This window comes from Euzebyella saccharophila (assembly GCF_014855495.1).
GTDB lineage: Bacteria > Bacteroidota > Bacteroidia > Flavobacteriales > Flavobacteriaceae > Euzebyella > Euzebyella saccharophila.
Map to the genome: position 1 here is coordinate 62383 of NZ_JACYFJ010000007.1, position 26983 is coordinate 89365.

Below are 26983 nucleotides of genomic sequence, written 5' to 3' on the forward strand. Positions count from 1 at the left end.
ATGAGTGATAAAAAATTAACATTGAAAAAAAGGCTGCACATTATTAAGCACCATTTTCGTGGAAAGAAAATGGCCCCGGCTTTTAATGCGTTTCATACCTTTTTGTTTACCCCGGATGAAACTACCCATAGTGGTAGTCACGTTAGGGCTGCGGATGATTTAAAAAGAACGATGAACACGGTTATTATGGCCTTGGTTCCCGTTTTGCTTTTTTCCATGTTCAATGCGGGATACCAGCATTACTCGGCAGTCAATGGTTTTCCGGAAAACTTCTCGGTAATCGAGCATTTCCTTACTTGGGATAACTTCTGGATCGGTATTATTAAAGTATTGCCGTTAGTGGCGGTATCTTACATAGTGGGTCTTACTGTGGAATTTATCTTTGCGGTAATTAAAGGTCACGAGGTAGAGGAAGGATACTTGGTAACCGGTATGTTGGTGCCTCTGATCGTACCAATAGATACACCTCTTTGGATGTTGGCCGTAGCCGTAGTCTTCGGGGTGGTCATAGGGAAAGAGGTTTTTGGTGGTACCGGAATGAATATTTTGAATCCGGCATTGACTATTAGGGCTTTCTTGTTCTTTGCATATCCTACTTGGATGAGCGGTGACAAAGTTTGGGTGTATGAAGCTGTTGAAAGGGCCGGTGGTCCGGATGCTATTTCTGGAGAAACTATTTTGGGATACTTGGCACAGAACAAGGCCGCTGAAATGTCTTATTCGGTTTCTGATATGTTCTGGGGTTTTATTCCCGGTTCAGTTGGTGAAACCCCTACTTTCTTAATTCTCTTGGGGGGATTGTTCTTAATTTTCTCCAAGATTGCAAGCTGGAGGATTATGTTGAGCGCTGTTATCGGTTCTTTGGTTATGGGCTTGATCTTTAATGGTGTTGTAGATGCAGGTTGGATAGGTGAAACCAGTAAGTTCTACGGTTTGATGAGTTTTGATTTCTGGAAGCATTTAATTGTTGGAGGTTTGGCCTTCGGTATTGTTTACATGGCAACTGATCCTGTAACCGGAGCTCAAACCAATAGGGGAAAATGGTTTTATGGTTTTTTTATCGGGTTTATTTCTGTGTTGATTAGGGTGTTCAATCCTGCTTATCCAGAAGGTGTTTTCTTGGCCATTCTTTTGATGAACGTATTCGCACCTACCATTGACCATTATGTGGTACGAGGTAATGTAAACAGAAGGATGAAACGATTGAAAAATGCTACCATCTTGCCAGAGGACTCAGAAGGCAAGGAAAAAGAACTTCAAGTAGAAACAGCTTAATTATGGCAATTAATACAGATAAGAACGTATACACCGTAGTGTTTGCCGCGGTTATGGTTATAGTAGTGGGTTCACTCTTGGCTTTTATGGCCTCAGGTTTAAAGAGTAGAATCCAAGAAAACGAACGCTTTGAAAAGCAGCAGAACATACTTTATGCCATGGGGGTTAATGAAAACCCGGATGAAGGTAGTGTTGCCTTTGTTCCTACGGACAAGGTAGAAGCGGAATTTTCAAAGTACATTAAGGAACAAATAGTTGTTAAGGGAGGTGAGGTTACCGAGAATCCGGAAGCTTATCTAATTGATATGAAAAAGCAACTAGCCAATTATAAAAAGGGGGAAACTCCAGAATTACCGGTTTTCATAGGTGAAAAAGACGGAAAGAAGTCTTACATCATCCCTATGTACGGTAAAGGCTTATGGGATGCTATTTGGGGCTATATTGCTTTAGATGAAAAAATGGTTGTTCAAGGGGTGTTTTTTGATCATAAAGGGGAAACTCCTGGTCTAGGTGCCAATATCAACCAAAGATATTTTATGGATGACTTTTCAGGGGAATCTATCCTAGACGGTACTAGATATGCAGGCATCAATGTGGCCAAGGGTAACAACGATCCATTGAACGAGGATAAGGATGATAATGAAGTGGATGCCATTGCCGGTGCTACCATTACCGGAAATGGAATTGCAGCCATGATCAAGGAGAGTATAGACCTGTACAAAGATTATTTACAAACTATTAGCGCAGAATAAAATGGCATTATTGACAAAAAAGGACGCGAAACTTATTTCTGACCCATTAGCGGACAATAACCCCATTACTATTCAGGTATTGGGTATCTGTTCCGCATTGGCAATTACTGCAGAGTTAAAGGCATCTATTGTAATGTCCGTAGCGGTGATATTCGTTTTAGGTGTAGGTAACGTTGTTATTTCTCTTATGAGGAATATCATTCCTTCTAAAATTAGGATTATTGTTCAGTTGATAGTTGTAGCCACCCTGGTAATCGTGGTGGATCAGGTTTTAAAGGCATTTGCCTATGAGTTGAGTAAAACCTTATCGGTATTCATTGGCCTTATTATTACCAACTGTATTATTATGGGGCGTTTTGAAGCCTTTGCATTAGGTAATGGTCCGTGGAGATCCTTTCTAGATGGTATCGGTAACGCCTTGGGTTACGGTGTTATTTTGATCATTGTTGGTTTCTTTAGGGAACTTTTGGGTTCAGGAACCTTATTGGGGTACAAAGTTTTGGGAGACCCAATTGCCAAAACAGGATTATATGCTACGGGATACGAGAACAATGGATTTATGATCATTCCTCCCGCTGCCCTGATAGTTGTGGGTATTATCATCTGGGTACAACGTTCTAGAAACAAAGCACTGATCGAGGATCATTAATAAAGATTTAAAAGAAAAATTATGTTAGAGCATATTGAATTATTTTTCAAATCCATTTTCATAGACAACATGGTATTTGCCGTGTTCTTGGGAATGTGTTCTTACCTTGCGGTTTCTAAAAAGGTGTCTACAGCTGTAGGTCTTGGGGCTGCCGTTATATTCGTATTGGCGGTTACCGTACCCTTAAACTGGTTGTTGGACCAGTATTTGCTTCGTGATGGGGCATTGGTTTGGTTAGGGCCTGAGTACGCGGATTATAACCTGAGCTTCCTATCTTTTATCCTTTTTATCGCCACCATTGCAACCATGGTGCAATTGGTAGAGATCGTAGTAGAGAAATTTTCCCCCTCCTTATATAACTCTTTGGGGATATTCCTGCCTTTGATAGCTGTAAACTGTGCCATCCTTGGAGGTTCCCTGTTTATGCAATCTAGGGATATACAAAGTTTAGGCTTGGCCTTCAATTATGGTGTAAGTTCTGGTATTGGTTGGTTCTTGGCTATTTTGGCCATTGCCGCCATTCGTGAAAAAATTAGGTATTCCAATGTGCCTGCGCCTTTACGTGGTTTGGGTATTACCTTTATCATTACCGGTTTAATGGGAATTGGTTTCCAAAGTTTTGGAGGAATGTTGACTGGCGGTGATGATGCGGCTCCTGTAGAGGATGAGCAAAGAATGGACTATGATAAAGTTTCTGAAATCAAGAAAGAAAATCTTGATAAGGAAGACATAGACGAAAAGGAAATTTCATATAACGACGCAATAAACGAATAGATATGCTATTAGCAGCAAGTACGGGCGGAACAATATTAATTACCGTTGTCGCATTTTTGATCTTATTAATGGTTTTGGTAGCACTTCTGTTGTTTACCAAAGAAAAACTATCGCCTTCTGGTCCCGTGACCATAACTATCAATGGGGAGAAAAAGGTTGAGGTGGCCTCAGGAAGTTCATTGCTTTCTACATTAGGTAACCAGAAAGTCTTCTTGCCTTCAGCTTGTGGGGGAGGGGGTACCTGTATTCAATGTGAGTGCCATGTGCTTTCAGGCGGTGGTGAGGCATTACCAACAGAAACGCCGCATTTCTCAAAAAAGGAGTTGAACGCAGGTGCGCGGTTGGCGTGTCAGGTGAAGGTGAAGCAAGACATGGAAATCGAAATTCCGGAGGAGGTTTTCGGTATTAAAAAATGGAACGCCAAAGTAGTTCGTAACTATAATGTGGCTTCTTTCATTAAGGAATTTGTAGTTGAGATTCCTGAGGATATGAACTACAAAGCTGGAGGTTATATTCAAATTGAGGTTCCTAAATGTGAAATTAAATATGCTGATATTGATATCACGGCTCACCCGGAGGAACATGAAACACCGGATAAATTTCAGGCTGAGTGGGATAAATTCAACCTATGGCCTTTGGTAATGAAGAATCCGGAGTTGGTAGAAAGAGCGTATTCTATGGCTTCCTATCCTGCAGAGGGAAGGGAAATCATGTTGAATGTGCGTATTGCTACCCCACCATGGGACCGTGCTAAGAATGGTTGGATGGATGTAAACCCTGGTGTAGCTTCTTCTTATATTTTCTCGTTGAAGAAAGGAGACGATGTGGTTATTTCAGGACCTTACGGAGAATTTTTCATCAATGAGTCAGATTCGGAGATGTTGTACGTAGGTGGTGGGGCCGGTATGGCGCCAATGCGTTCACACTTGTACCACTTGTTTAAGACGTTACAGACTAATAGAAAAGTGACTTACTGGTATGGAGGTCGTTCTAAGAGGGAATTGTTCTATTTAGAGCATTTTAGGGAGTTGGAGAGAAACTTCCCTAATTTTAAATTCTACTTGGCACTTTCAGAGCCTTTGGAAGAAGACAACTGGAAGGTGAAGGAAGATCTTGATGCCCCAGGTGATGGTTTTGTTGGGTTTATCCATAATTGTGTAATCGACAACTATTTGAGCAAGCACGAAGCTCCCGAGGATATTGAGCTTTACTTCTGTGGTCCCCCATTGATGAACAAAGCGGTTCAAAAAATGGGTGAGGATTTTGGAATTCCGGATGAACACATTCGTTTTGATGACTTTGGAGGATAATCGTACTTCAGGTGTAAATCAAATGACAAAAATAAAAACCGGTGTGCTTTGCATCGGTTTTTTTGGCTAGATAGGTTATGGGAAAGGAATTAACGGAACAGGAATTGCACAATCTGGCAATGAATATTGTTGGCAGGGAATTAGAAGCGAACGGTTTTGAATTTATGGGTGTGAATAGTAAGCCTAAAAGAAATCCACAATTCGTCTGCTTAAAGGATAAAATACTTCATTTTATAGTAGTGAGATATGTATCGTATCCAAAGAACCCTAGGGACTATGATAAGACTTTAATGGCTAAAATGAAAGATCATGCAGATAAGCACGAGGCTAAAACATACTTCGCCGGAGTGGGCTTGTCCAATGCTCAAGATAGAAATTTGCCAGTTTACTTAAATGAGGAGTATATAGTTGATTATAGAGGGTTGATAGAAATTTAAATGAAAAGGATTTTAGCAGTACTATTCGGGTTTCTTTTTTTTACTTGTGGCGATGGCGAACCCGAAATTATACGAAATGAAAGTCACGGGTCTGCCTTAGGGACTACCTATAATTTAATTTATTTTTCGCTTCACAAGCGTATTGATGTACAAAAGGAAATTGATTCTACTTTTGCCACTATCAATCAATCGTTATCGACCTATATACCGGATTCTGATATATCTAAAATTAATGATGGTGCGGAGGATTTAGTTGTGGACAAGATGTTCCAAGAGGTTTTTAATCTATCAAAGACAATCCATGAAGCAACTAACGGGTATTTTGACCCTACTGTGGGCCTTTTGGTAAATGCATGGGGATTTGGTTCGGAAAAAGGAATACAAATGGATAGCGCCTCTGTAGATTCTTTGATGAAACGAGTAGGATTTGATAAGATGAAACTCAATGGGAGAAATGTAATTGAAAAGCAGGTTCCCAATATGTACTTGGAGTTCAATGCCATTGCCAAAGGATATGCTGTGGACCGTCTTGCTGCATTGATGGATGAAAAAGGGATTCAGGACTATTTACTCGAAGTTGGTGGGGAATTGGTCGCAAAGGGTACAAATATTCAAAGGCAGAAACAATGGGTGGTAGGTATAGATGACCCCCAGGTCATAGATGGCAGGGAATTAAAGGCAACGTTAGCACTTACAAATAGGGCACTGGCTTCTTCTGGTAATTATAGGCATTTTAGAATAGACGAGGAAACGGGCAAAAAATATGTTCACACCATTGACCCTACTACTGGATTTACAAAAAACGGCAATACGCTTGCAGTAACTATTTTGGCGGAAAATTGTGCAACGGCAGACGCTTATGCAACTGCATTTATGGCTATGGATTTAGATGATGCCCTAAAGCTTTTGACCTCTCAAAAGGATTTGGATGCTTACATTATTTATGTGGATGAGGAGGGAAATACCCAAGAATTCATGAGTCCGGGTTTTGAAGAGGTAGTACTCAACTAGTAGTCTAGTTTTCTCACCACGGGAATGATTTCATTGGGAGCCAATCTATATTTATCCAATTCTTCCTCGCTTAGTATGGAGGTGTAATCAACTTCTTCCACATCAAAACCTATGGCCCTTAGTTTGTCAAAATAGTCCCAGCCATAAACACGAACATGGTCATATTGGCCAAAAATTTTAGTACGCTCTCTTTTATCGGTTATGGAATTGTCCTCAAATGTACGGTCTCTGGTCAAATCTTGAGGAATTTGAAAAACACCCCATCCACCGGGTTTTAGTACTCTGTAAAGCTCCTTCATTGCCTTTGTATCATTGGGTATATGCTCCAAGACATGATTGCAAAGAATGACATCAAAACTATCATTGTCAAAAGGGAGGTGGCAGATATCTGCCTTTACATCGGCTAAGGGCGAGTTAAGGTCTGTAGTGATGTATTGAAGGTTCTTAAGCTTTCTAAAACGTTTGTAAAAAGGTTGTTCTGGAGCAAAATGCAATACCTTGAGAGAGGCATTAAAGAAATTGGACTCTCCTTTGAGATACAGCCATAACAGTCTATGTCTTTCCAATGAAAGAGTGGAGGGGGAAAGAACATTTTCCCGGGGGTCCTCATAGCCATAGGGTAAAAATTTTCTGAAACTCCTGCCGTCTATGGGGTCCGTATATTTTGAGCCCTTCATCCAAAAAGCAAAAATAGGCCTAACCAAATAACTTAAGCTAATGAGCCATGGCCTAGGAATGAGATTGAGGAAAAACTTGAAAATTCTGGACACAAAGGCAATTAATTAGTACCAAAGCTACGAGCTTCGGGATTAGAGAACTAGTTTCTTTTGACGAAATTCATCTTCCTCCTCACTTTTTATACCCAAAGCTTCATAAATATATTGATAGGTTGAAAGTAGTTCCGGTTTACCGTTTACTATTGCAACATTATGCTCAAAATGAGCGCTGGGTTGACCATCTGCGGTGAGAATGGTCCATCCATCTTTTAATTGCTTAATTCTACGAGTACCCATATTGATCATGGGTTCAATGGCAACTACCATTCCTTCGGCAAATTTTTTGCCCCTACCACGTTTTCCGTAGTTGGGCATTTCGGGCCCTTCATGTAGTTTTGTTCCCAATCCATGACCTACGAGTTCCCGTACCACGCCATATCCATGGTTTTCACAGTAATTTTGAATGGCAAAAGCCACATCGCCTACTCGATTACCTACTTTGAACTCCCTAATACCTATATAAAGAGACTCTTTGGTTACCTGTAACAACTTTTTCGTCTGAGGAGCCACTTCACCTACTTGAAAGGTATAGGCGTGATCACCGTAATACCCATTTTTAAGAGCACCGCAATCTACAGAAATTATATCCCCATCCTTAAATGGTTCTTTGGTGGGTATGCCATGGACCACTTGCGCGTTAGGACTCATATTTAGGGTGTTGGGAAAGCCGTACATTCCCAAGAAACCGGGTTCTGCACCTTGGGACCGAATAAAATCTTCGGCCAACTTATCTAAATAGAGTGCATCAACGCCTGGTTTTAATTCAGAGGCGATGAGTCCCAAGGTTTTGGAAACAACTAATGCGCTTTCGCGCATTAGTTCTATTTCTTCTGGAGTCTTTAATTTTACCATAGCGGCAAAGGTACGTAATTGCTAGTATTTTATACCAAAGCTTCCCTAGTCATTAATTCAGGTTGGGCCACACCCATCATTTTCAGAATAGTAGGTGCAATATCCCCTAAAACACCATCCTTAATGGCTTTAATTTCGTTGTCTACCAAGATAAGCGGAACGGGATTGGTAGTGTGGGCAGTATTAGGGCTGCCATCTGGATTGATCATGGTATCACAATTTCCATGGTCTGCAATTACAATAGTAGAATATCCGTTTTCCAAACCGGTACTTACGACTGCATTCGCACATTCATCAACTACCTCACAAGCTTTAATTGCCGCGTTCATATCTCCAGTATGCCCCACCATGTCTGGATTGGCAAAATTTAAGCATACAAAATCCACCTCTCCTTTTTGCAGTTCAGGGATAATGGAATCTTTGATTTCATAGGCACTCATTTCCGGTTTAAGATCGTAAGTGGCTACTTTTGGGGAAGGACAAAGTAATCTTTCCTCGCCTTCAAAGGGAGTTTCTCTTCCTCCATTGAAGAAAAAGGTAACATGAGGGTACTTTTCCGTTTCGGCAATTCGTATTTGCTTCTTACCGGCTCTTTCAAGTACCTCTCCTAAGGTATCTTTAATGTTTTCCTTATCGTAAACAACGTTGACCCCCTTGAAGGAATCGTCGTAATTGGTCAAAGTAACATAATAAAGGCCTAATTTCTTCATTTGAAATTCAGGCATATCTTCTTGACTTAGTACTTGTGTGAGTTCGCGCCCTCGATCGGTTCTAAAGTTGAAAAAGATAACCACATCATCTTTCTTTATTTGGGCTACTGGACTGCCAGAGTAATCGGTCATTACTATGGGTTCAATAAACTCATCGGTAGTTCCGGCATCATAACTTTTTTGTAATGTAGGGCCTATTTCAGTAGATTTTTCGCCCACATTTTTTACCATTACATCGTATGCCTTTTTTACCCTTTCCCAGCGTTTATCACGGTCCATGGCAAAATAACGTCCAATAACGGTTGCCAATTGGGCATTCTTATCTTTAGAGTAGGATACCAAATCTTCTAAAAAGCCTTTACCGCTCTTAGGGTCCACGTCCCTACCGTCTGTAAAGGCATGCACGTACATGTTCTTAAGTCCAAAACCATGACCGGCGTCTATGAGTCCTTTTAGGTGGGAAATATGACTATGGACGCCTCCATTACTTAAAAGCCCTAAAAAGTGAACATCCTTATCGTTTTTCTTTGCATAGTCGAACGCTTCTTGAAGTACCTTTTCATCCTTTAAAGTATTTTCTTCCACGGCAAGGTTGATTTTTGCCAAATCTTGGTAAACAATCCTACCCGCACCTAAGTTCATATGACCTACTTCACTGTTTCCCATTTGCCCTTCTGGCAGACCCACGTTCATACCATCGGTCAAAAGATTGGCATTTGGGTATTTCCCATAAAGGGAATCTACAAAAGGAGTGTTTGCGTTGGCTATAGCAGAAACTTTTGGGTCTGGAGACTTGCCCCATCCGTCAAGGATCATTAAAATTACTTTTTTGTTCATTCTTTATTGACTTTTACTGAGTTTCAAATGTACTGTTAAATGGGCCACTAGGCAATTATATTAGCTGTTTTTTGAAGGGGTTTAACCTGTTCACGACCTTTATTTAAACGAATCAACTTTGAACCTTGGATAGTACTTTTCTCTAAACGGTGTTTCTTAAATTGAAGTTAAGTAAAAGTGAGGTTTTGTTAAAAATGAAATTTTTTTGCATAAAGTTGAAACAATATGCAAAAAGGGTCGTCTATAATAGTACAATCAAAATATTCATTCATCAATCAAAAATCAATCATCATGAAAAAAACGATTCTTTCCGCCGCTTTAGTTTGCCTAGCATTTTCTACTGGTCTTGAGGCCAACGCATCCGACAAGGGAAATGAAGGTGTTGTCATTGAAAACATTAAAAATTTAGAGGTAAGTTCTTTCTGCAAAGCAATTATGCAGGGTGATATAGATACCGTGAAGAAGCTTATTGACTTAGGCGAGGATATCAATCAAAAATCCCTAGGTATGACCCCGGCCATTTATGCCGCAAGGTATAACAAGGCTGAGATTTTACAGTTGTTGATAGATAACGGTGCCAACTTAAAAATTAAAAGTGATAAGGGGTATTCCGTTAAGAAGTATGCAGAACTTTCAAACGCCACGGAAGCTTTGCAAGTAATTGAAACAGCTATGGGTAGCTAAATAGTCAACTCCAATCCAAACAAAACCCGGACCATTTGGCCCGGGTTTTTTCATTTTCAAAAAAAATAGTGTGTCTACATAAAAGAGCGACAGAAAGACTGTCTTAAAACTCAAATCCGTTAATGGCTCGGTACATGAAAGCATATACTGCCATTAAAATCATAATTGCACTAAAAACGGAATAGGCCTTTAAAAGCACTACTAAAATTTCCGGTTTGCAATTATCAAATGCCTCAACATAAAGATTTTTAAAATGTGTAATTGTTCCCATATAGTTTCATTTTCAAACCGGGTTCTCAAGCCGGTATATTAGCAAATCAGAGCTATAAGGGTTAAATAAAAGGTAGCTTATCTAAGCAAATTTGGGAATGGTAAAGATAGGCAATTAGTAAAAGCAGGGTAGAGGCTTAAGTAGCGGTTCATCGAAATTAACAGTATTTCAAAGGAAAAACATACTAGAAAACATCCTTTGAAAGAAGAATTTTACAAGATAAATACGATACGAAGTGCAATTGCGAGAATTACTGGTTTCTATACTTTTGAATGGATTCCCTAATTTTTTCAATTCTATTTTCGGGATCGGGATGCGTGCTCTGAAATTCAGGTACACGATTGGGGCCCGCTGCCTCCTTTAAAATTTTCATAACCGTGATCATTTCTTCGGGTTCATATCCGGATTGCATCATAAAGAGTACCCCTAGATCATCACTTTCCAACTCATCATCCCTACCGTTACTCAATAGGGTGTTCTGGCCAATTCCTCCCACCAAGTCGCCTAAATCTCCACCTACGGAAGCTCCGGTGGATACAGTTTGCCAAAATTCACCTTCAGCAATTCGTTCTGCAGAATGCCGCCCGATGACGTGTCCTATTTCATGTCCTAGTACGCCTGCCAATTGTGCTTCGTTCAATTGTTTAAAAAGAGCGTAGGTAATAAAAATTGGTCCACCAGGTAAGGCAAAAGCATTGATTGTTTGGTCATCTGCCAAAAGGTGAAAGTCATACTGGTAGGGCGTTTCGCTGGCGATACTATTCTTAACAAGTCGGTTGCCTATTTTGTCAACATACGCTTGCATTTGCTCATCGGGGTAGAGTCCGCCATATTGCTGCGCTATTTGAGGTGCACTTTGGAGACCAATGGCAATTTCTTGGTCAGAAGACATATTAATGGTCTGTATTCTACCCGTATAGGGATTTTCCTCCTTACTGTTGCAACGCTTTATAAAAGCAAAGGCAACAATGGCCAACCCAATAAATATGCGTATTTTCCAACTGCCTCTTCTCATAATTATGATAATCTATTGCAAGCCAAGGTACAAAAGAGTTATAAAAGTTCTGTGTTGATATCCAAGATATTATCTTCTATATAGTTGGTAAGGAAGCCTTCAGTAAAATGTTCACTACCATAAAAATCTTCTTTGGACAGTAACTGCATTATATTCTTGCTTCTAAATTCCTTGAGCATAGGTTTGGAAATAGGGGCGTAACTAAAATGCCAGGGCTCATATTTAAAACCTCTTCTTCCGGGAGTATCCGTGTATACAAGATAAAAATGGTATTTGTTGGCATTTTCATCCATCCATTTTTTTAAATTGTTAAATGGCTGCCCTTCACTAAATTTATCGGGGTCCAGAACATCGCCTTGTACTTTTTGATACCCATCGATAATATCAATATCCGTTCCCCAATGATGTCTACTCGTGCCCGGTATGGTAGAATATTCAATGATTTTGTCAATGGCCTCAATAGGCTTCATTTGATTATCATCTGTATACTTAAGGTATTTGCGCTCCCAAATTCCTCTTTGACGTTCAAAACTTCGGTAACTAGAAACTATTTTTATATCGATTCCATCGCTATATGCTGCCTTTTTCATTTCAACAAAGGCGTCATGGGCTTCTTTCCTAAGGTTGATGTCCTTACCGTACAGTTTAATATCTGTCTTGCCCATGAGTTCCAGAATGGAAAATTCAAATTCTTTACCGTTGGCCAAAAGTGGAAAATGGCTTAAAGCCAATGCACCTATGGCAGATGTTTTTATAAATTTCCTTCGCTGCATATGCTATCTTGAATTTAGTCGGTGAAAATCTTGTTGCTTATACTATTTATAAACGCTCGGGTAGGGTAAATGTTATCATATAGAACATAAACCTTTTGCAATTTACTCCATAAATATCAAAGATGCTGCCAAAAGTTAGGAAGGCCAAAACTGAAAATAAAAGGGAGTTGAGATTTCAATTTTGTTTGATGCTTCAATTTACATTCTTGTCAGAGGTCTTTCCTAGTCTCTTCTTTACAAATTTGTAGGAATAGTCTGTTTTTTTCATTTTAGACTGGCTAGATAATTTCTTACACTTTAGTAATTACCACTTCCGTGTTGATTACTTTAAAAATACTTACATGAATGAACGAAAACGTTATAGTTTATAGTCGTATACGTTCAATTAAAATAGTATTTAATCGGTAAACTACATATTTTCTTCGTTTCATGTACAAAATGTAAGTAATTACAACATTTTGTTCTTGTGGGTTAATCTTAAAAATATATTTGTCTTTATATAAATGTTGTTTATTCCTACAAAAATATTAATCGTTATTATAAGACAAATAATTCAAAAGTGATGAAAAACAATTTCGTGCTCCCCACAGAACCCAAGCGTGTTTATGGTCTCATTCTTTTTCTAATGTTGACCAGCTTGGCACTTACAGTTGCATCTGCGCAATCTGTTGGTATTAATACATTAACCCCTAATGCCGCTGCCGCATTGGATATTGAATCTACTACAGGTGGTCTTCTCATACCTAGAATGACCACTACTCAAATGAATGCTCTAAGTAGCCCTCCAGACGGGTTGTTGGTTTATAATACCGATGAAGAAAATACCATGATGTTCGTGCAGGGTAGTGCTTATGAATTATTTAACCGTACCGCAACCAATACTATGGCCGTATTATCTGGATTGGAGCCCGCGATTTGGTTAAACGTTGGGTTCTTGAATCCTACGGAAATATTGGGATTATCCGTTCATCGCTTTAGAATGGACCTCACCAATGCCAGACAGGCCAGGGTTGTTGCCAATGTAACCGGTTTAACTTTGGGCTTGGGTTCTGGACTTACCTTGTCCCTTCAATATTCCACAGATGGGTCTACCTGGCTCCCATTAAACTCGGCCACTTTTGGACCTGGTCTATCCATTACTGTAAACGGTTTGTTAACTACTCCTTGGGTAGATATTGATGCCGGCGCCCAGAATGATGTTCAGCTTCGATTGGTTGGTCAGGCCAACGGAGGGATTGTTACCCAAGTAGGTCTTGGGCTTGTTCAGGTGGAGGTAAGGTAAAAAACCTTTCTCCCTTTAATCCTTTTTAATAATGTAGCTCCCCAGATGATGAAAACAGCATATTACCTAAGTTTCCTGCTATTTTTTAACCTATTTGTACTTTCGGCTCAAGATGGACTTAATTTGATTGGCAGTTCCGTGTCAATTGTAGATGGAGGATCCATTCGAGTAAAAGGAGGAGATATAAATGTTTCCGATGAAGGTCAAATAAAGAATTCTTCCCTGATAAGCGTTGGGGGAGATTGGATCAATAACAATACTACCGGCCAAATCTTTACGACCGACTCTGAAGGTACCGTAATTTTAAATTCAACTGCTCCGGTAACCATTGGTGGTACAACATCTACACTTTTCTACAATCTGGTACTACAGGTAGATCAGGCCACCTTGGATGTGAATACCATTGTAGGTGGGCATATTTCTGGGGCCAACCTAGGAGTTTTGGATTTGGACAATGCACAGCTTAACTTAAATTCCCATACGCTACAAATAACGAACTCAGTTGTAGGTGCGTTGATAGAGAATGGAGGCTTTGTCGTAAGTGAAGACGTTTTAAACGAAAGTAAGGTTATTTGGGAAACCTCTGTTGACGGTGGTGCTTACACCATCCCCTTTGGTACTGTGTCAGGTGAGGTCATCCCAATGGGTATAGAAAGATCATCAGGAGATTTGGGAACCATTACGGTATCTACCTATCCCGTAGGTGCAGATATGCTACCCTTGCCAACCGTACCGGAGACGGCCACGAGTATGGTAAACACCAACGGAAACGATTTAACTACTGGTACGGTCAACAGGTTTTGGCAACTTGATAAATCCGGAACTGGATCGGCAAATCTTTCTTTTACTTATGCCGATGCAGAAACCCCCGTTGATGGGGAAAACAATATAGCGGCCTACAGGTACGATACCAATTCCGATAGATGGCAATACCAAGGGGCTACCTTGTACGATGCAGCAAGTAACTCCCTTACAGTAAATAATGTCACCTCTTTTTCCCCTTGGACAGCTTCTGGAGGGGCTTCACCGGTTATTGACTTAAACGGGATAACCGCAGGCGTTGATCATGATCAGCAGTTTAGGCCAACAACAGGAAATATAGCTGCTATATCCGTATCCCCTACCTTAACTTCGGTTGATAATACCATTACCAGTGCTACACTCACTTTTGGTGGAAATGTGGATGCCACCGAATATTTGTATGTTACCAACGGACCCGTTCAATTTGCTTTTACGGCGGCCTCAAACACCTACGACTTTACGGTAAATGGCACTATTATCAGAATGGTGCAGAACTTTGGCACTTTTACCTTTACGGAACTTTCTGGAAACCCGATTGCTAACGATATATTTATAGAATTTTTAAACAGTTTATACTATAGAAACAATACGAACACACCAACGGACGGAGTAAGAACGGCTAATTTATCGGTGACCGATACGAATTCCGATACAGCTTCTGCAACAACCACCATTAGGGTTTATAATAATGGTCCGGTAGCAGTTGATGATACCAATTCAATTGCCGCAAATAATACAGGTTCCGTAACTGGTAATGTTTTAACGGATGGTACCCCAGATTCAGGAACAGGTCTTTCCGTTTCTGAAATAGATGTTTACGCACCTCAAGTAGGGGTTCCCTATAAAACACTTTATGGCACGTTCACCATAAATTCAAATGGAAGCTATAGCTATGATGTGGATGAATCGAATTCCGCTGTAACGGGGCTTAAGAATGGAGAGAGTATACAAGATATCGTATCCTATACGGTAAAGGATGCCAACGACATTACTGATTATGGAATTCTTAGTATTACCATCAATGGTGTGGATGAAGCTCCCGTAGCTTTGGACAATACCGATGAAATTTACGTTATAACTGAATCCTCCGTTTCAGGAAATATTATAACGGATATTGGGGTAGATGGCGCCGATTTTGTAGATAGGGGCCTGTCTACTTTAGTATGGGAAAATGAATTTAGTGCCCCAGGGGGCGTTTTCGGCGGGCTTTCCGCACCGGTCAATGGACAAACTAGGACCATTTCAGGAGTAGATTTAAATTTTTCTTCGACCGATCCATCAAATATTGGAATTCCGGATCAAAACCAGACGGTATTTCAAACGGGGACCAATGGAGGTCATACAGGCTATCTTTTGTTTGCAATTAATGCTGCTTCAAATCCATCCAGCGATACCCAATTGATTATTGATTTTAGTGAACCGGTCTATAATCTAGGGTTTTTGGTAGCCGATATAGATTTTGCCCAGTCCACTTCTTGGCAAGATCAAATGACTATTTCTGGAACTCTAGGTGGGGTTTCCTCAGCTTTTAACATAACAACTACCGGCGGGGTTATTGATGCCGGGAATGGAACTTACTACGGTGTTGGCAACGCCATTGCCAGTGATGCTACGGGCAATGTCAATGTCTTCTTTGAAGAGGCGATCGATCAATTGGTTTTAAGCTATAATTATGGACCTAATGCTACGGATGCCGATCAAGGTGGGCAAATTGCCGGTATATCCGATATTTATTGGCAAGGTGTTGACCCAAATATTGTTATTTCTGAGATTGATGCGAATGCGGCCAACGTGGGTAGCTTGTATACTGGTACCTACGGAACCATTGTAGTAAATGCGGATGGAAGTTATACGTATACCCCGGATACCGGGAATCCGGATGTTTCCAGACTTTTGGTCGGCGAAACATTGACCGAAACTTTTGAGTATAGGCTGACGGACGGAGCAAATTCAGATACGGCCAACCTGATTATTACTCTTAGGGGAACACAAACGGATTCTGATGATGATGGAATTGTGGACTCCGTTGATTTGGATGATGATAACGATGGTATTTTGGATACTGCCGAAAATACAACCTATGATGCTTTTGGGGATGAAGATGGTGATGGAATATTTAATTATTTAGATATCCAGGATGATGGAAATGCAGGAGACGTCACAAACACTTCCTATATAGATTCAAATGGTGATTCTATTCCTGATGTTTATGACGCAGATAGTGACGGTACTCCCGATCATTTAGATACAGATTCTGATGGTGACGGATGTTTTGATGCTGTGGAAGCTGGCCATTTAGACGAGGATTCAGATGGGGAAGTAGATGGTACCGGTTATGACTCCATGGTCAAGTTACAGGAGCTACCACTTCTTATACGGGTACAACTTTAGCGGTTACCAATGCTGTACAAAAATCGATTGATACGGCACCGGTAAATCAAGAGGTGAGTAATGGGTCGGACGCAACCTTTAGTGTAGTTGCTTCAGCACTAGCCGCATCATCTTATTCGGGCGGCACTCCAAATTATGATACCAACGCGAATGGTGGGCTTACCTATCAATGGCAGGTAAGTTCAGATGGGGGAACTAGCTTTTCCAATCTGTCGAGTGAAAATTCTTCCACCTTAAACTTAACGGCTGTGGATCTTTCCATGGATGGAAATATATATAAAGTGCTGGTGGTTCATACAAACAACCCGTGCCCCATGGAGGCGCAGGCTGTTCTGGCCGTCAATAACCATATTGATGCGGTAAATGACAATGTCAATATATCCGCTGTAGAAGGGTTTTTGGGCGTAACTAATGTGGCAAATGTGTTGGATAACGATGAAATTAATGGCGTCTTTGTCAACCCGGCAGAGGTTACCTTAACACCTGTAACCGATGGACCACTAACGGTAAACTCCAATGGTTCCATTGATGTCGCAAGTAATACGACTTCCGGGGTATATACCATCAACTATCAGATATGCGAAACTGCGAATCCCACCAATTGTGATACGGGTATTGCTACCGTATCGGTGGGAGCGAATAGCCTACCCACTGCAGAGGATGATTCATTTACAGTGGCTGAAGATAGCTCCAATAATAGTCTAAACGTTTTGGCGGATAATGGAAATGGAGTAGATGATTTTGGAGCCGACGGGCCTAACGCTGGTTCCATAACCCTACCAACCGCAACTACTGTAAATGGAGGGGTAATAGCTGTGGATAATAGCGGAACGCCAGCGGACCCTACCGATGACACTATCGTATATACTCCTGCAACTGATTTTGTGGGAACGGATACGTTCGATTATACCATCACCGATGCTAACAATGATACTTCAACCGCTACAGCGACTATTACGGTGGTAGCTACCCCAACGATTGCCATTGATGTAGTGGCCATTGATGATATTATCAATGCAACCGAAGATGATAGTCCGGTAACCATTAGCGGAACAACCACCAATGTGGAAGATGGACAGACGGTTACCGTTGTTTTGAACGGGCAAACGTATACCACTACGGTTGCTTCGAATACATGGAGTTTGGATATTTCTGCAACAAATGCACAGGCACTTCCTGTTAATGCAACAATTACTGCAGATGTCGCAAATGTTTTTGGAACAGATGCCGTTCAAGCTTCTAGGGGCATTCAGCATATAACAACTTTGCCCGTTCCAATTTTAGAGATAGACGACATTACTGCGGACAATGTATTGAACGCAGCGGAAGCGGGCGGGAACGTAGACGTGACCGGAACGGTCAGCGGCGACTTCAATGCGGGCGATACCGTGACCCTGACGGTGAACGGCACCGATTATACGGGCACCGTTGATGCACTGGGCGCATACAGCATATCCGTACCGGGCAGCGAATTGGCCGCCGATGGCGATACGACCGTCGATGGCAGTGTAACGACCACCGATGCGGCGGGCAACCAAGGTACTGCCACGGACACCCAAACATATACGGTGGATACCGTAAATCCAGTACCAGTACTATCAATCGACGACATTACTGCGGACAATGTATTGAACGCAGCGGAAGCGGGCGGGAACGTAGACGTGACCGGAACGGTCAGCGGCGACTTCAATGCGGGCGATACCGTGACCCTGACGGTGAACGGCACCGATTATACGGGCACCGTTGATGCACTTGGCGCCTACAGCATATCCGTACCGGGAAGCGAACTGGCCTCCGATGGCGATACGACCGTTGACGGCAGTGTAACGACCACCGATGCGGCGGGCAACCAAGGCACGACCACGGGAACAAAGGCCTATACGGTGGATACCGTAAATCCAGTACCAGTACTATCAATCGATGATATCACAGCGGATAATGTATTGAACGCAGCGGAAGCGGGCGGGAACGTAGACGTGACCGGAACTGTCAGCGGCGACTTCAATGCGGGCGATACCGTGACCCTGACGGTGAACGGCACCGATTATACCGGCACCGTGGATGCGCTTGGCGCATACAGCATATCCGTACCGGGCAGCGAACTGGCCGCCGATGGCGATACGACCGTCGATGGCAGCGTAACTACAACAGATACTGCGGGCAACCAAGGTACCGCCACGGATACCCAAGCATATACGGTGGATACCACATTACCGACTATCGATATTGCAACACCTATAGAAGGTGACAATATCGTGAACGCTAGTGAGGATAACGATGTGACCATCTCCGGAACCACTACCGATGTGGAGGACGGGCAAACCGTGACCGTTACCTTCTCCGATGGTACCAATACGGTTACCACAACGGCTACCGTTACCGGTAATACGTGGACGGCGGCAGATGCCGATATCTCCGGATTGGACAACGGTACCATTACAGTGACGGCTGATGTTACGGACGTAGCCGGCAACCCGGCCACCGATAACGACCCGGTTACTTTGGACAATACCCTACCGACTATCGATATTGATTTACCTATCGAAGGCGATAACATAGTAAATGCCAATGAGGATGGTGACGTGACCATCTCCGGTACCACCACCGATGTGGAAGATGGACAGACCATAACCGTTACCTTCTCCGATGGTACCAATACGATTACCACAACGGCTACCGTTACAGGTAATGCATGGACAGCGGCAGACGCCGATATCTCAGGATTGGACAACGGTACCGTTACCGTAACAGCGGACGTAGCCGATGTAGCGGGCAACCCGGCTACCGATAACGACTCGGTTATTTTGGACAATAACACTCCAGAAGTAGATAGTTTTAGTACTATTGATACTACCCCTATCTTAACCGGTCAAGGAGATGCCAACGAACAATTAACTATTGAATTGGATACTGATAGTGACGGTACTGTTGATGTTACCTACCAAGTAACAACAGACAATTCTGGTAATTGGAATATTGATACAGGTAGCGCTACTCCAATAAGTGGTAGCTTCCCATCCCTTGGTGATCAGGATGTAATTGACATCACTGCCACAGATATTGCTGGAAACAGTAATACGGGAACAGTTACCCTTTCTGTAGATACGGATGGTGATGGATTGAACAATAACGAAGAGATTACTCTTGGCACCGATCCTAATAATCCAGATTCCGATGGAGATGGTATTAATGACGGTCAAGAAGTGTTGGAAGGAACCAATCCTTTAGATGATTGTGATTCAGTAGACGGTGCACCACTAGGCTCAAGTGATTGCGATACTGATGGCTTGACCAACACGGAAGAGGCCGATTTAGGTACGGATCCGAACAATCCGGATACGGACAATGATGGTCTGTTGGATGGGGAAGAGGTAACCTTGGGAACCAATCCTTTAAATGCCGATACCGATGGCGATGGCATCAATGATGAGCAGGAGGTTTTGGATGCCACCAATCCTTTGGATGATTGCGATTCTATTGGTGGAACTGCTCTTGATGACAGTGATTGTGATGCCGATGGTCTTACCACAGCGGAAGAGTCAAATTTAGGCACCGATCCTACACTGGAAGATACCGATGGGGATTTGATTCCTGATGGTCAAGAAGTTGAAGATGGAACGGACCCATTAAATCCTTGTAGCAATAGAGGAGGTACTCCACCTGCGGGCACCCCTTGTGATATTGATATAGAAACCGATTTGGTAGCTCCGGGCATCAATGACGGACGCTTTATCATCAATAACATTGAAAGTTTCCCGAACAATACGGTGGAAGTATACAATAGATGGGGCGTAAAGGTTTTTGATACTGAAGGCTATAACAACGCCGACAGGGCCTTTAAAGGAGTTTCCAATGGAAGGGTGACCATTAATAAAGAAGAGGAATTACCGGTAGGTGTTTACTTCTACATTATTAAGTATGTCAATAACAATGAGCATAAATCGGTATCCGGTTACTTGTATGTCAATAGATAAAATTTAAAATACAAAAGGGTAGTCAGGAGTTACCTGCAGGATATGGAGTTACACTCTCTGAGTACCCTAAGCCTATGACAACCTAAATATTGAAAAGGAGAATTTAGTTAGGAATGGCCAAGCCATGGTGGTGAATCCGATTGGACATCGGAGCTGGGGAGCAATCATCACTGTGGTCTTGGTTATTTTTTCTAGTCGTTTGCTAAATACAAAAATCCTTGAAATTCTAGATTTAAATCGTCCAAAGACACGATGTAGAAATACACCCCGGATGGCAATCCGCCCTCGCGATTGATGACAAAGTTATTTTGATTGGATAGGCCGTTGAATTCATTGGTGTAATTGGTCTTTTCAAACACCTTGCTTCCCTGCCTGTCAAAAATCATCATATGGTTGTTAGGGGAAAGCGCCAGTTCCGGTATTTCCAAGAAATCATTGATACCGTCGCCATTGGGCGAAACAAAATAATTCTCCAAATCCAGAAAATCCCTGGGTTCCCCAAAAGCCCCAAACGTAAGTACTTCATAATCATCCGGTATAAAGGAACCGGAAATGGCCACTCCGTTGATCAAATCTCCCACAGAGGCCGGTCCGCCCAACATTTCCCATTGGTTGGTAATCTTGCTCCAACCTACCACCACTATTTCTTCCACATCCTCACTTAAGGAAGCAATATCACTGCGATTGTTCCAGGTTAATTGCACGGAGGAGGGCACGGAACCTTCCAGTCTCCAAAATTCGCTGGTACTTATTTCGTTTATGCCGTTGGCCCGGCTATTGGTGCTAAAAGCCGGAAATTCACTGGGGCTGTTAGGGTCTTCAAAAAAATAGGCCGCTTTTGCGAGATTGTTGATTCCTTCGGAGTTTAAACTTAGTTGACGTAGTTGTTCTGAATCGCCTACCGGAAAGGTAAAGTCTTGCTGACCGCTCACACTGGCATACCCGTTGACCTTACTGGCATTGTTTTCCCCGGAAGGGAACGCTGTATCTAAAAAGTTAAGGGTAATGCCGGGTTGCGCCGGGATGGTAATGACATCTCCGGAAATAAAATTGGCATTGTTGCTCACATTTACGGGATTGTTTAAAAAAGTACCCGTTTGGGTAAGAAACTCCACATCCTGAAAAGTAGGGGGGAGGCTACCATTGATGGAGCGGCTATCTGTACTATAAAAACCGGCCAGACCTTGGTTTTCATCAAAAGAGCCGTCATTGATCAGATCGGTATGAAAGCCCATTTCGCCACCGTCATGAATACGTAGGTTGCCCGTATTGTACAAGGCGGTTTGCGCACAAAGACCGGCACTTAGCAGCAGAAAAGGTATGTATAGGGTGTTTTTCATCATTAATTTATTTGATGCCAAGTTGTACCGTCGCTTTGTAGTTGGGTGACACCTGTATCTAGTGTTGTTGTGCTTACTCCATCGGAATCAGAATATTGGTCGATGGTTATTGGAGCGCCAGTGACATTCTTTAATATGTATATTTTGCCTACATTAATTCCAGTACCTGTTGTAGCTGGAGCGGGTAAGGTAATGTCTGATGCGTTATTAAATATAACTGTGTAGTCGTTACCCTCAATTGTGACAGTACCTCCACTATTGTCGGTTCTTATGTTAGTAGAAAAAGAACCTCTTACAGTAACATTTGTCTCACCTTTTGTAGGTTCGTCGATATGAAGAGCTTCATTTCCACCTACGCTAAAGCCAATTTCATCTGCTGCGGGTCGATACATTCCAGTATCAGTATCGCTGCTTGTACTGAAACTATAGGCGGGTGACCCCTCGGTGCCAGCTGAAGAATTGATACCCTCAACACGAACTTCACCCGCAAAATGAAACTTATCCAAAGGTGGATTTGCACCATTACCAAAACCTAAAAAACCAGCTCCGGTAAAAGTTAAGGACTGACCTGATCCGATTTCATATGTTCTGACAGCAGCTGTTTGAGTTAAATTAGCATTAGAAAGATTACTTCCGGCGTTGTCATCAACATACTTTTTGGTTGCTGCGTCAGTGTCCAAAGTAGGTACCGCTAGGTTTATAATTTTTTGAGAATTTAAATTGATATCAGCAGTTGGATTACCAAATCCGGATAAAGGAATATTGACTTTGTCTAGTTTAACATTTGTGATTCCTCCATCTTTTATTTGAAGATTTCCACTGGCAATTTCAATAGAGGCGTCGTCCACATTTACGCTGAAGTTAGAACCTGTCAGTGTTAATCCTGCCCCAGCTGTATAAGCAACTCCACCAGCGTCGTTTGCAGGTGCCCAGGCGGTACCGTTCCATTTAAGAACTTGGTCGTTTGCGGCGCCCATGTCTGCAAGGTCTTCGGCAAGAATGGTGCCGTTTAATATGTCAGCTGTTTGTACTTCGCCATCAACAATTTTTGCAGAATTGATCGTATTGTTCGCAATAACAGTGGCAGTTGTTGGTCCGGTAACTTCCCCAGCTAAATCATCAACACTAAATTCGTTTGCACCTGAAAGGGTAAGTCCTGTCCCTGCTGTATAAGCAACTCCACCAGCGTCGTTCGCAGGTGCCCAGATGGTACCGTTCCATTTAAGAACTTGGTCATTTGCTGCACCCATGTCCGCAAGGTCTTCGGCAAGAATGGTACCGTTTAAAATATCGGCTGTTTGTACTTCGCCATCTACAATTTTTGCAGAATTAATGGTATTGTCCGCAATTACAGTGGCAGTTGTTGGTCCGTTAACCTCCCCAGCTAAATTATCAACACTAAATTCGTTGGCGCCTGAAAGGGTAAGGCCACTCCCCGCCGTATAAGCAACTCCACCAGCATCGGCTGCCGGAGCCCATGCGGTGCCATTCCATTTAAGAACTTGGTCATTTGCTGCGCCCATGTCCGCAAGGTCTTCGGCAAGAATGGTACCGTTTAAAATATCGGCTGTTTGAATTTCACCATCTAAAATTTTTGCAGAGGTGACGGCGTCATCTACTATTTTTAAAGAGTTTACAGAGCCGTCTTGCAGTTTTGCTGTTGAAACGGCATTGTCCGCCAATGCGATAGCGTTGGCAACGTCGGTGCCATTTCCGGTAATAGTTGTACCATCCGTGGTTACGGTGCTGAGTCCACCCCCCCCAGTTCCCCAAACGGTTTCTCCTGCTGAATTTATGGTAAGAACATTACTTGGGCTTCCGGCTCCATTTTGAGCAATAAGATTTCCGTATAATTGAATGTCCCCATCATTTTGAATGGTAAAGGCTTTGTCGGTAAGTGTCGGGATTGAGTTATCGCCCACTTGATTCTGTAAAAAATGGAAATCCCCAATACCCCAAGGTCCAATTCTCTCATACACCAAACCACCTTTTCCAAAACTTCCTAGCGATTCAACGGCAAATAGAATACCTGCGGCGCCACTACCCGTATCAGTACCGTTTTCGTTTTGCAATTGTAATGGATAGGACAGTCCTTGTTGTGGATGTGATGGGCCAATTCGCTCACTTATAACAACTTTTGAATTATTACCAGGAGCAGGACTTCCTGCTTGTCTACCAACATACAGAGCACCATAAGTGTTAGAACTAACTGGTCTTGCGTTGGTGTCCCAAATTAGTCCAAAATCATCATTGGGGTTTGTATTGTCCTCGGTTGTTGTAGGTGTACCGTCTGTATCAGCAAAAAAGATAGATTTGGCGGTTCCAGTGGGTTCTGTACTGGTACCTATTTCCCATCCGCCAGCACCACTATTGGCAGCGGTGTTCCATTGTAAAATTTCACCATCTGCAGTGGCCCCCATATCGCTTAAATCTTCCAAGGCAATGGTAGCATCTTTAATTTTTAATGAAGTGATAGAGTCATTTTGAATAGTTAGAACTCCGGCATTATCCATGGTGGCATCGCCGCTAATAGCGACCGATTGTGCATTGTCGGTAGCATCCCCCACTAAAATTAGGCCATCGTTCAATGGCTGTCCGCCAGCAGCAATTTGAGCGTTTACAAAACCTACGGTGGCCGCTGCGGTATTATCAGTACCGTCAGTGGTCAAATTGGTGATTCCGGCAGCTCCGGCATCGTTGCCTTCGGTCAGTACTTCACTTATATCCTGTGCTCCAACTCCCGCTGATGCCAGAGCTGCATCTATACCAATCAGATGGGCTTCCACATCGGCCGTGGCTGCCGTGTAGTTGGCAGGTGTAGCCGCTACCGGTACCTCGGCAGCATTTTGATTGGTACCTGTACCTCCTTCTAATGAACTAAGGTCAATTACATTATTAAAAGCACCAGGAGTACCAGTAAATGTAAGTTCACTAGTTGTTTCATTCCATGTTACATTTGAAATTACACCATCGGCAGTACCACCCCCGGCCAATCCACTTAGGTCTATTTCATTAGTGGCTGTAGCGGGGTTGGTAAGGGTTAAAATGTTCGTCGTGGGATTGTAAGCTAAATCCGTTAGCTCATTGGTAATATCGGTATCTACCCCGGTAACGTTGATCTGATATGGAGTTCCGGTTGTACCGTTTCCAGCAACTGTGGTATTGGCTCCGTTCTCAATTTTTGTGTCTGATCCACTAAAAGTGGGAAGGGTAATGGTATTTCCATCCGTTATGGTCAACTGATCACCTGTAAGGGACAGGTTTTGAAATTCATTGGTTGGGCTTTGATCGGTATCCGCGGCATTGGCCGTGGTATTGGCCGCTACTTCAGCCACTAAGAGTGAATCGTCATAAAAAGCGCCATTATCGCTACCCGGCTGTATGCTGTTGCCGGCATCATTGCTTATGATGTCCGCATTGGTGATAAAACCTTGGTCATTGGTAAAATCGGACAAATTGATATTGTCATTGTCCAAAGCAAATGCCCCTACGGAGTTTTCAGAAAGCTTATCTTGGGTTACAGAGTTGTTCTGTAACTTTCCTTGACCTATAGAACCGTCCTGTATATCAATACCGTTGATGCCTCCATTGACAATTTGCTCGCTATTGATGCTGTTGGGAGCTATTTCAAAATTGCTTCCATCCGCAGATTGCGTTATGACGATAGTGCTAATGTCATTCACTATGGGATCAGCGGTAAGGTTGCCTGCCGCTGCGCCACCTTCGCACAGGTTCACCCACTGGGAGCCATCGTAATAGAATACACAATTTTCCGTGGTATTATAGACCAAGGCGCCTCGGGTGGGCACAATGGTTGCCATTTGGGCTGCATCTACACGGGTAATGACCAATACCTTGTCATTGCTCTGCAATTCCAATAAGGAAGTGGCATTAATGTTCTGAGGGTTGTCTCCAATCTTTACCTGGGCCGTAGCCAAAGTAGTGGTTAAGAGACCCATAAAAAGAAGTGGTAACGCAATTCTATTCAGCATAGATCAAGATTTAAGCTATTAGGGTCAACAAAAATAAAATTATCCGCTTAGTTTGCTAATATTTAAGGATGAACTACCACGAAGCACAGTTGAACGGGTTAAAGTTTTTCCTACAAGAGTCAGGTTTCGGCCTACATTTAGGCACAGAACGAATTAACAAAAGTTTAGAGACCGGTTTTTTTATAAGACCTTAACATGTAGTTTCTTTATGAACTTTTTAAGTTGATTCCGGTAATTTTAACCGACCTTTATTTTCAAAACAATGCGAGGATAAGCACTTTGTAAAATACACTTATCCATTTCTAAATTATGTAATAAAACAACCCAATGAGGAATATCCCTACCTTAATTTTTATACTTTTTTTATCCCTGTTTGCACAAGCCCAAGACGAAGATAGGGCAATGGTGAGAGGTACCGTGCTATACAGAAATGTACCCGTACCCAACGAGAATGTCATCAATATTACAACGGAAGATGCGGTAATTTCCAATGATGGCGGACAATTTGCCATTGAAGCGAAAGTGGGGGATGAATTGGCTTTTTCCGCCGTTAATTACCAGCTAAAGGTAGTGAAGCTTACCCAAGCCATGATCGATAACGGTAGACTGGTGGTGGAAGTAAAGGAAAAGATTACGGAACTGGACGAAGTTGTGGTGAGCCCGGAAAACCAAGAACATTTTTTAGCGGTAAAGAACCAAGAGTTCAAGGAGATAGAATATGAAATAGACCGTTCTACCGAAGTGGAGAATACAGCTTTAAGCCAGACTGAACGAGGTATGGAAAACGGACTCAATTTTGTGAACATTTTCAAAGCCTTGGCAAAAGCGGCCCAAAAGGACAATGTGGAGCGACCCAGGTTAAAAATGAGCGAAGTGCTTAGGCAAGTATATGATGATGAGTTCTTTGTGGTGGATTTAAAACTATCTCAAGACCAAATATTGGACTTTTTAAGTTACGTGGATACGCGTGCTCCCGAATACAATTTGCTATTGAAGCAAAATGAATTTGAGCTGATAGATTTTTTGGTCACCGAAAGCAAGGCATACCGTAAGCAGGTAGATGAATAAATTGAAGCA

At 42.4% G+C, this 26983-nt stretch carries 20 protein-coding genes; 12 read left to right on the plus strand and 8 right to left on the minus strand.

Going from position 1 to position 26983, the window contains the following annotated elements:
* The 7 genes from IL355_RS16950 (at position 1) to IL355_RS16980 (ending at position 6208) form a co-directional block, all read left to right on the plus strand.
* Positions 1-1275, plus strand: coding sequence for an NADH:ubiquinone reductase (Na(+)-transporting) subunit B (locus tag IL355_RS16950; RefSeq protein ID WP_192463299.1), 1275 nt, complete (start codon positions 1-3; stop codon positions 1273-1275).
* Positions 1276-1277: 2 nt separating this feature from the next.
* Entirely contained in the window at positions 1278-2027 is a 750-nt protein-coding gene (locus tag IL355_RS16955) for a Na(+)-translocating NADH-quinone reductase subunit C (protein ID WP_187458788.1), read from the plus strand.
* Between the two features lies 1 nt (position 2028).
* Positions 2029-2676 carry an NADH:ubiquinone reductase (Na(+)-transporting) subunit D gene (locus tag IL355_RS16960; RefSeq protein WP_187458787.1) on the plus strand — a complete coding sequence of 216 codons (648 nt, stop codon included), beginning with the start codon at positions 2029-2031 and terminating at the stop codon, positions 2674-2676.
* A gap of 21 nt (positions 2677-2697) precedes the next feature.
* Positions 2698-3450 carry an NADH:ubiquinone reductase (Na(+)-transporting) subunit E gene (gene nqrE, locus IL355_RS16965; protein ID WP_192463300.1) on the plus strand — a complete coding sequence of 251 codons (753 nt, stop codon included), beginning with the start codon at positions 2698-2700 and terminating at the stop codon, positions 3448-3450.
* 2 nt (positions 3451-3452) lie between these two features.
* Positions 3453-4760, plus strand: a complete 1308-nt coding sequence (gene nqrF / locus IL355_RS16970; RefSeq protein ID WP_187458785.1) for an NADH:ubiquinone reductase (Na(+)-transporting) subunit F — start codon at positions 3453-3455, stop codon at positions 4758-4760.
* A 77-nt stretch (positions 4761-4837) separates the two neighbouring features.
* The gene (locus tag IL355_RS16975) at positions 4838-5197 is read left to right on the plus strand and encodes a Na(+)-translocating NADH-quinone reductase subunit F (RefSeq protein ID WP_192463301.1); all 360 of its coding nucleotides are present in this window, start codon (positions 4838-4840) and stop codon (positions 5195-5197) included.
* Positions 5198-6208, plus strand: a complete 1011-nt coding sequence (locus tag IL355_RS16980; protein WP_192463302.1) for an FAD:protein FMN transferase — start codon at positions 5198-5200, stop codon at positions 6206-6208.
* Here the strand turns inward: IL355_RS16980 and IL355_RS16985 are convergent.
* The 3 genes from IL355_RS16985 to gpmI are packed head-to-tail and all read right to left on the minus strand — an operon-like array spanning position 6205 to position 9383.
* Positions 6205-6978 carry a class I SAM-dependent methyltransferase gene (locus tag IL355_RS16985; protein ID WP_192463303.1) on the minus strand — a complete coding sequence of 258 codons (774 nt, stop codon included), beginning with the start codon at positions 6976-6978 and terminating at the stop codon, positions 6205-6207. The genes IL355_RS16980 and IL355_RS16985 overlap by 4 nt on opposite strands.
* 39 nt (positions 6979-7017) lie before the next feature.
* Positions 7018-7836, minus strand: a complete 819-nt coding sequence (map, locus tag IL355_RS16990; RefSeq protein WP_192463304.1) for a type I methionyl aminopeptidase — start codon at positions 7834-7836, stop codon at positions 7018-7020.
* 29 nt (positions 7837-7865) lie between these two features.
* Positions 7866-9383 carry a 2,3-bisphosphoglycerate-independent phosphoglycerate mutase gene (gene gpmI / locus IL355_RS16995; protein ID WP_192463305.1) on the minus strand — a complete coding sequence of 506 codons (1518 nt, stop codon included), beginning with the start codon at positions 9381-9383 and terminating at the stop codon, positions 7866-7868.
* 291 nt (positions 9384-9674) lie between these two features.
* On the opposite strand from gpmI, the gene IL355_RS17000 reads away from it, so the two are divergent.
* A complete protein-coding gene (locus IL355_RS17000; RefSeq protein ID WP_192463306.1) occupies positions 9675-10067 on the plus strand; it encodes an ankyrin repeat domain-containing protein in 393 nt (130 codons plus the stop codon).
* A gap of 103 nt (positions 10068-10170) precedes the next feature.
* Here the strand turns inward: IL355_RS17000 and IL355_RS17005 are convergent, their stop codons facing one another.
* From IL355_RS17005 to IL355_RS17015, 3 genes are all read right to left on the minus strand, one after another.
* Entirely contained in the window at positions 10171-10338 is a 168-nt protein-coding gene (locus IL355_RS17005) for a DUF6747 family protein (RefSeq protein ID WP_192463307.1), read from the minus strand.
* 250 nt (positions 10339-10588) lie between these two features.
* The gene (locus IL355_RS17010) at positions 10589-11353 is read right to left on the minus strand and encodes a M48 family metalloprotease (RefSeq protein WP_192463308.1); all 765 of its coding nucleotides are present in this window, start codon (positions 11351-11353) and stop codon (positions 10589-10591) included.
* A gap of 38 nt (positions 11354-11391) precedes the next feature.
* Positions 11392-12126 (minus strand): M15 family metallopeptidase, encoded by a 735-nt coding sequence (locus IL355_RS17015; protein ID WP_192463309.1) that lies wholly within the window; start codon positions 12124-12126, stop codon positions 11392-11394.
* A gap of 562 nt (positions 12127-12688) precedes the next feature.
* Between IL355_RS17015 and IL355_RS17020 the strand changes: the two genes are divergently transcribed.
* The 3 genes from IL355_RS17020 to IL355_RS17030 are packed head-to-tail and all read left to right on the plus strand — an operon-like array spanning position 12689 to position 20574.
* The gene (locus tag IL355_RS17020; RefSeq protein WP_192463310.1) at positions 12689-13408 is read left to right on the plus strand and encodes a hypothetical protein; all 720 of its coding nucleotides are present in this window, start codon (positions 12689-12691) and stop codon (positions 13406-13408) included.
* 45 nt (positions 13409-13453) lie between these two features.
* Positions 13454-16600, plus strand: a complete 3147-nt coding sequence (locus IL355_RS17025; RefSeq protein WP_192463311.1) for a beta strand repeat-containing protein — start codon at positions 13454-13456, stop codon at positions 16598-16600.
* A 53-nt stretch (positions 16601-16653) separates the two neighbouring features.
* Positions 16654-20574, plus strand: a complete 3921-nt coding sequence (locus tag IL355_RS17030) for an Ig-like domain-containing protein (RefSeq protein WP_192463312.1) — start codon at positions 16654-16656, stop codon at positions 20572-20574.
* A 191-nt stretch (positions 20575-20765) separates the two neighbouring features.
* On the opposite strand, the gene IL355_RS17035 is transcribed toward IL355_RS17030, so the two are convergent.
* Positions 20766-21917 (minus strand): gliding motility-associated C-terminal domain-containing protein, encoded by a 1152-nt coding sequence (locus IL355_RS17035; protein WP_225621307.1) that lies wholly within the window; start codon positions 21915-21917, stop codon positions 20766-20768.
* Positions 21917-25906, minus strand: a complete 3990-nt coding sequence (locus IL355_RS17040) for a beta strand repeat-containing protein (RefSeq protein ID WP_192463313.1) — start codon at positions 25904-25906, stop codon at positions 21917-21919. Before IL355_RS17040 ends, IL355_RS17035 begins: the two co-directional genes overlap by 1 nt.
* Before the next feature lie 327 nt (positions 25907-26233).
* Here IL355_RS17040 and IL355_RS17045 point away from each other — a divergent pair, with 327 nt between their 5' ends.
* Positions 26234-26974, plus strand: coding sequence for a hypothetical protein (locus IL355_RS17045; protein WP_192463314.1), 741 nt, complete (start codon positions 26234-26236; stop codon positions 26972-26974).
* Positions 26975-26983 lie beyond the last annotated feature (9 nt).

Bases quoted from the DNA above. Each gene is read 5' to 3' on its own strand.
- IL355_RS16955 (WP_187458788.1), top strand. From the start codon at position 1,278: ATGGCAATTAATACAGATAAGAACGTATACACCGTAGTGTTTGCCGCG.
- IL355_RS17000 (WP_192463306.1), top strand. From the start codon at position 9,675: ATGAAAAAAACGATTCTTTCCGCCGCTTTAGTTTGCCTAGCATTTTCT.
- nqrF (WP_187458785.1), top strand. From the start codon at position 3,453: ATGCTATTAGCAGCAAGTACGGGCGGAACAATATTAATTACCGTTGTC.
- IL355_RS17025 (WP_192463311.1), top strand. From the start codon at position 13,454: ATGATGAAAACAGCATATTACCTAAGTTTCCTGCTATTTTTTAACCTA.
- IL355_RS17010 (WP_192463308.1), bottom strand. From the start codon at position 11,353: ATGAGAAGAGGCAGTTGGAAAATACGCATATTTATTGGGTTGGCCATT.
- IL355_RS16950 (WP_192463299.1), top strand. From the start codon at position 1: ATGAGTGATAAAAAATTAACATTGAAAAAAAGGCTGCACATTATTAAG.
- IL355_RS17020 (WP_192463310.1), top strand. From the start codon at position 12,689: ATGAAAAACAATTTCGTGCTCCCCACAGAACCCAAGCGTGTTTATGGT.
- nqrE (WP_192463300.1), top strand. From the start codon at position 2,698: ATGTTAGAGCATATTGAATTATTTTTCAAATCCATTTTCATAGACAAC.
- IL355_RS16960 (WP_187458787.1), top strand. From the start codon at position 2,029: ATGGCATTATTGACAAAAAAGGACGCGAAACTTATTTCTGACCCATTA.
- gpmI (WP_192463305.1), bottom strand. From the start codon at position 9,383: ATGAACAAAAAAGTAATTTTAATGATCCTTGACGGATGGGGCAAGTCT.
- IL355_RS17040 (WP_192463313.1), bottom strand. From the start codon at position 25,906: ATGCTGAATAGAATTGCGTTACCACTTCTTTTTATGGGTCTCTTAACC.
- IL355_RS17045 (WP_192463314.1), top strand. From the start codon at position 26,234: ATGAGGAATATCCCTACCTTAATTTTTATACTTTTTTTATCCCTGTTT.
- IL355_RS16975 (WP_192463301.1), top strand. From the start codon at position 4,838: ATGGGAAAGGAATTAACGGAACAGGAATTGCACAATCTGGCAATGAAT.
- IL355_RS17035 (WP_225621307.1), bottom strand. From the start codon at position 21,917: ATGATGAAAAACACCCTATACATACCTTTTCTGCTGCTAAGTGCCGGT.
- IL355_RS16980 (WP_192463302.1), top strand. From the start codon at position 5,198: ATGAAAAGGATTTTAGCAGTACTATTCGGGTTTCTTTTTTTTACTTGT.
- IL355_RS17015 (WP_192463309.1), bottom strand. From the start codon at position 12,126: ATGCAGCGAAGGAAATTTATAAAAACATCTGCCATAGGTGCATTGGCT.
- IL355_RS17005 (WP_192463307.1), bottom strand. From the start codon at position 10,338: ATGGGAACAATTACACATTTTAAAAATCTTTATGTTGAGGCATTTGAT.
- map (WP_192463304.1), bottom strand. From the start codon at position 7,836: ATGGTAAAATTAAAGACTCCAGAAGAAATAGAACTAATGCGCGAAAGC.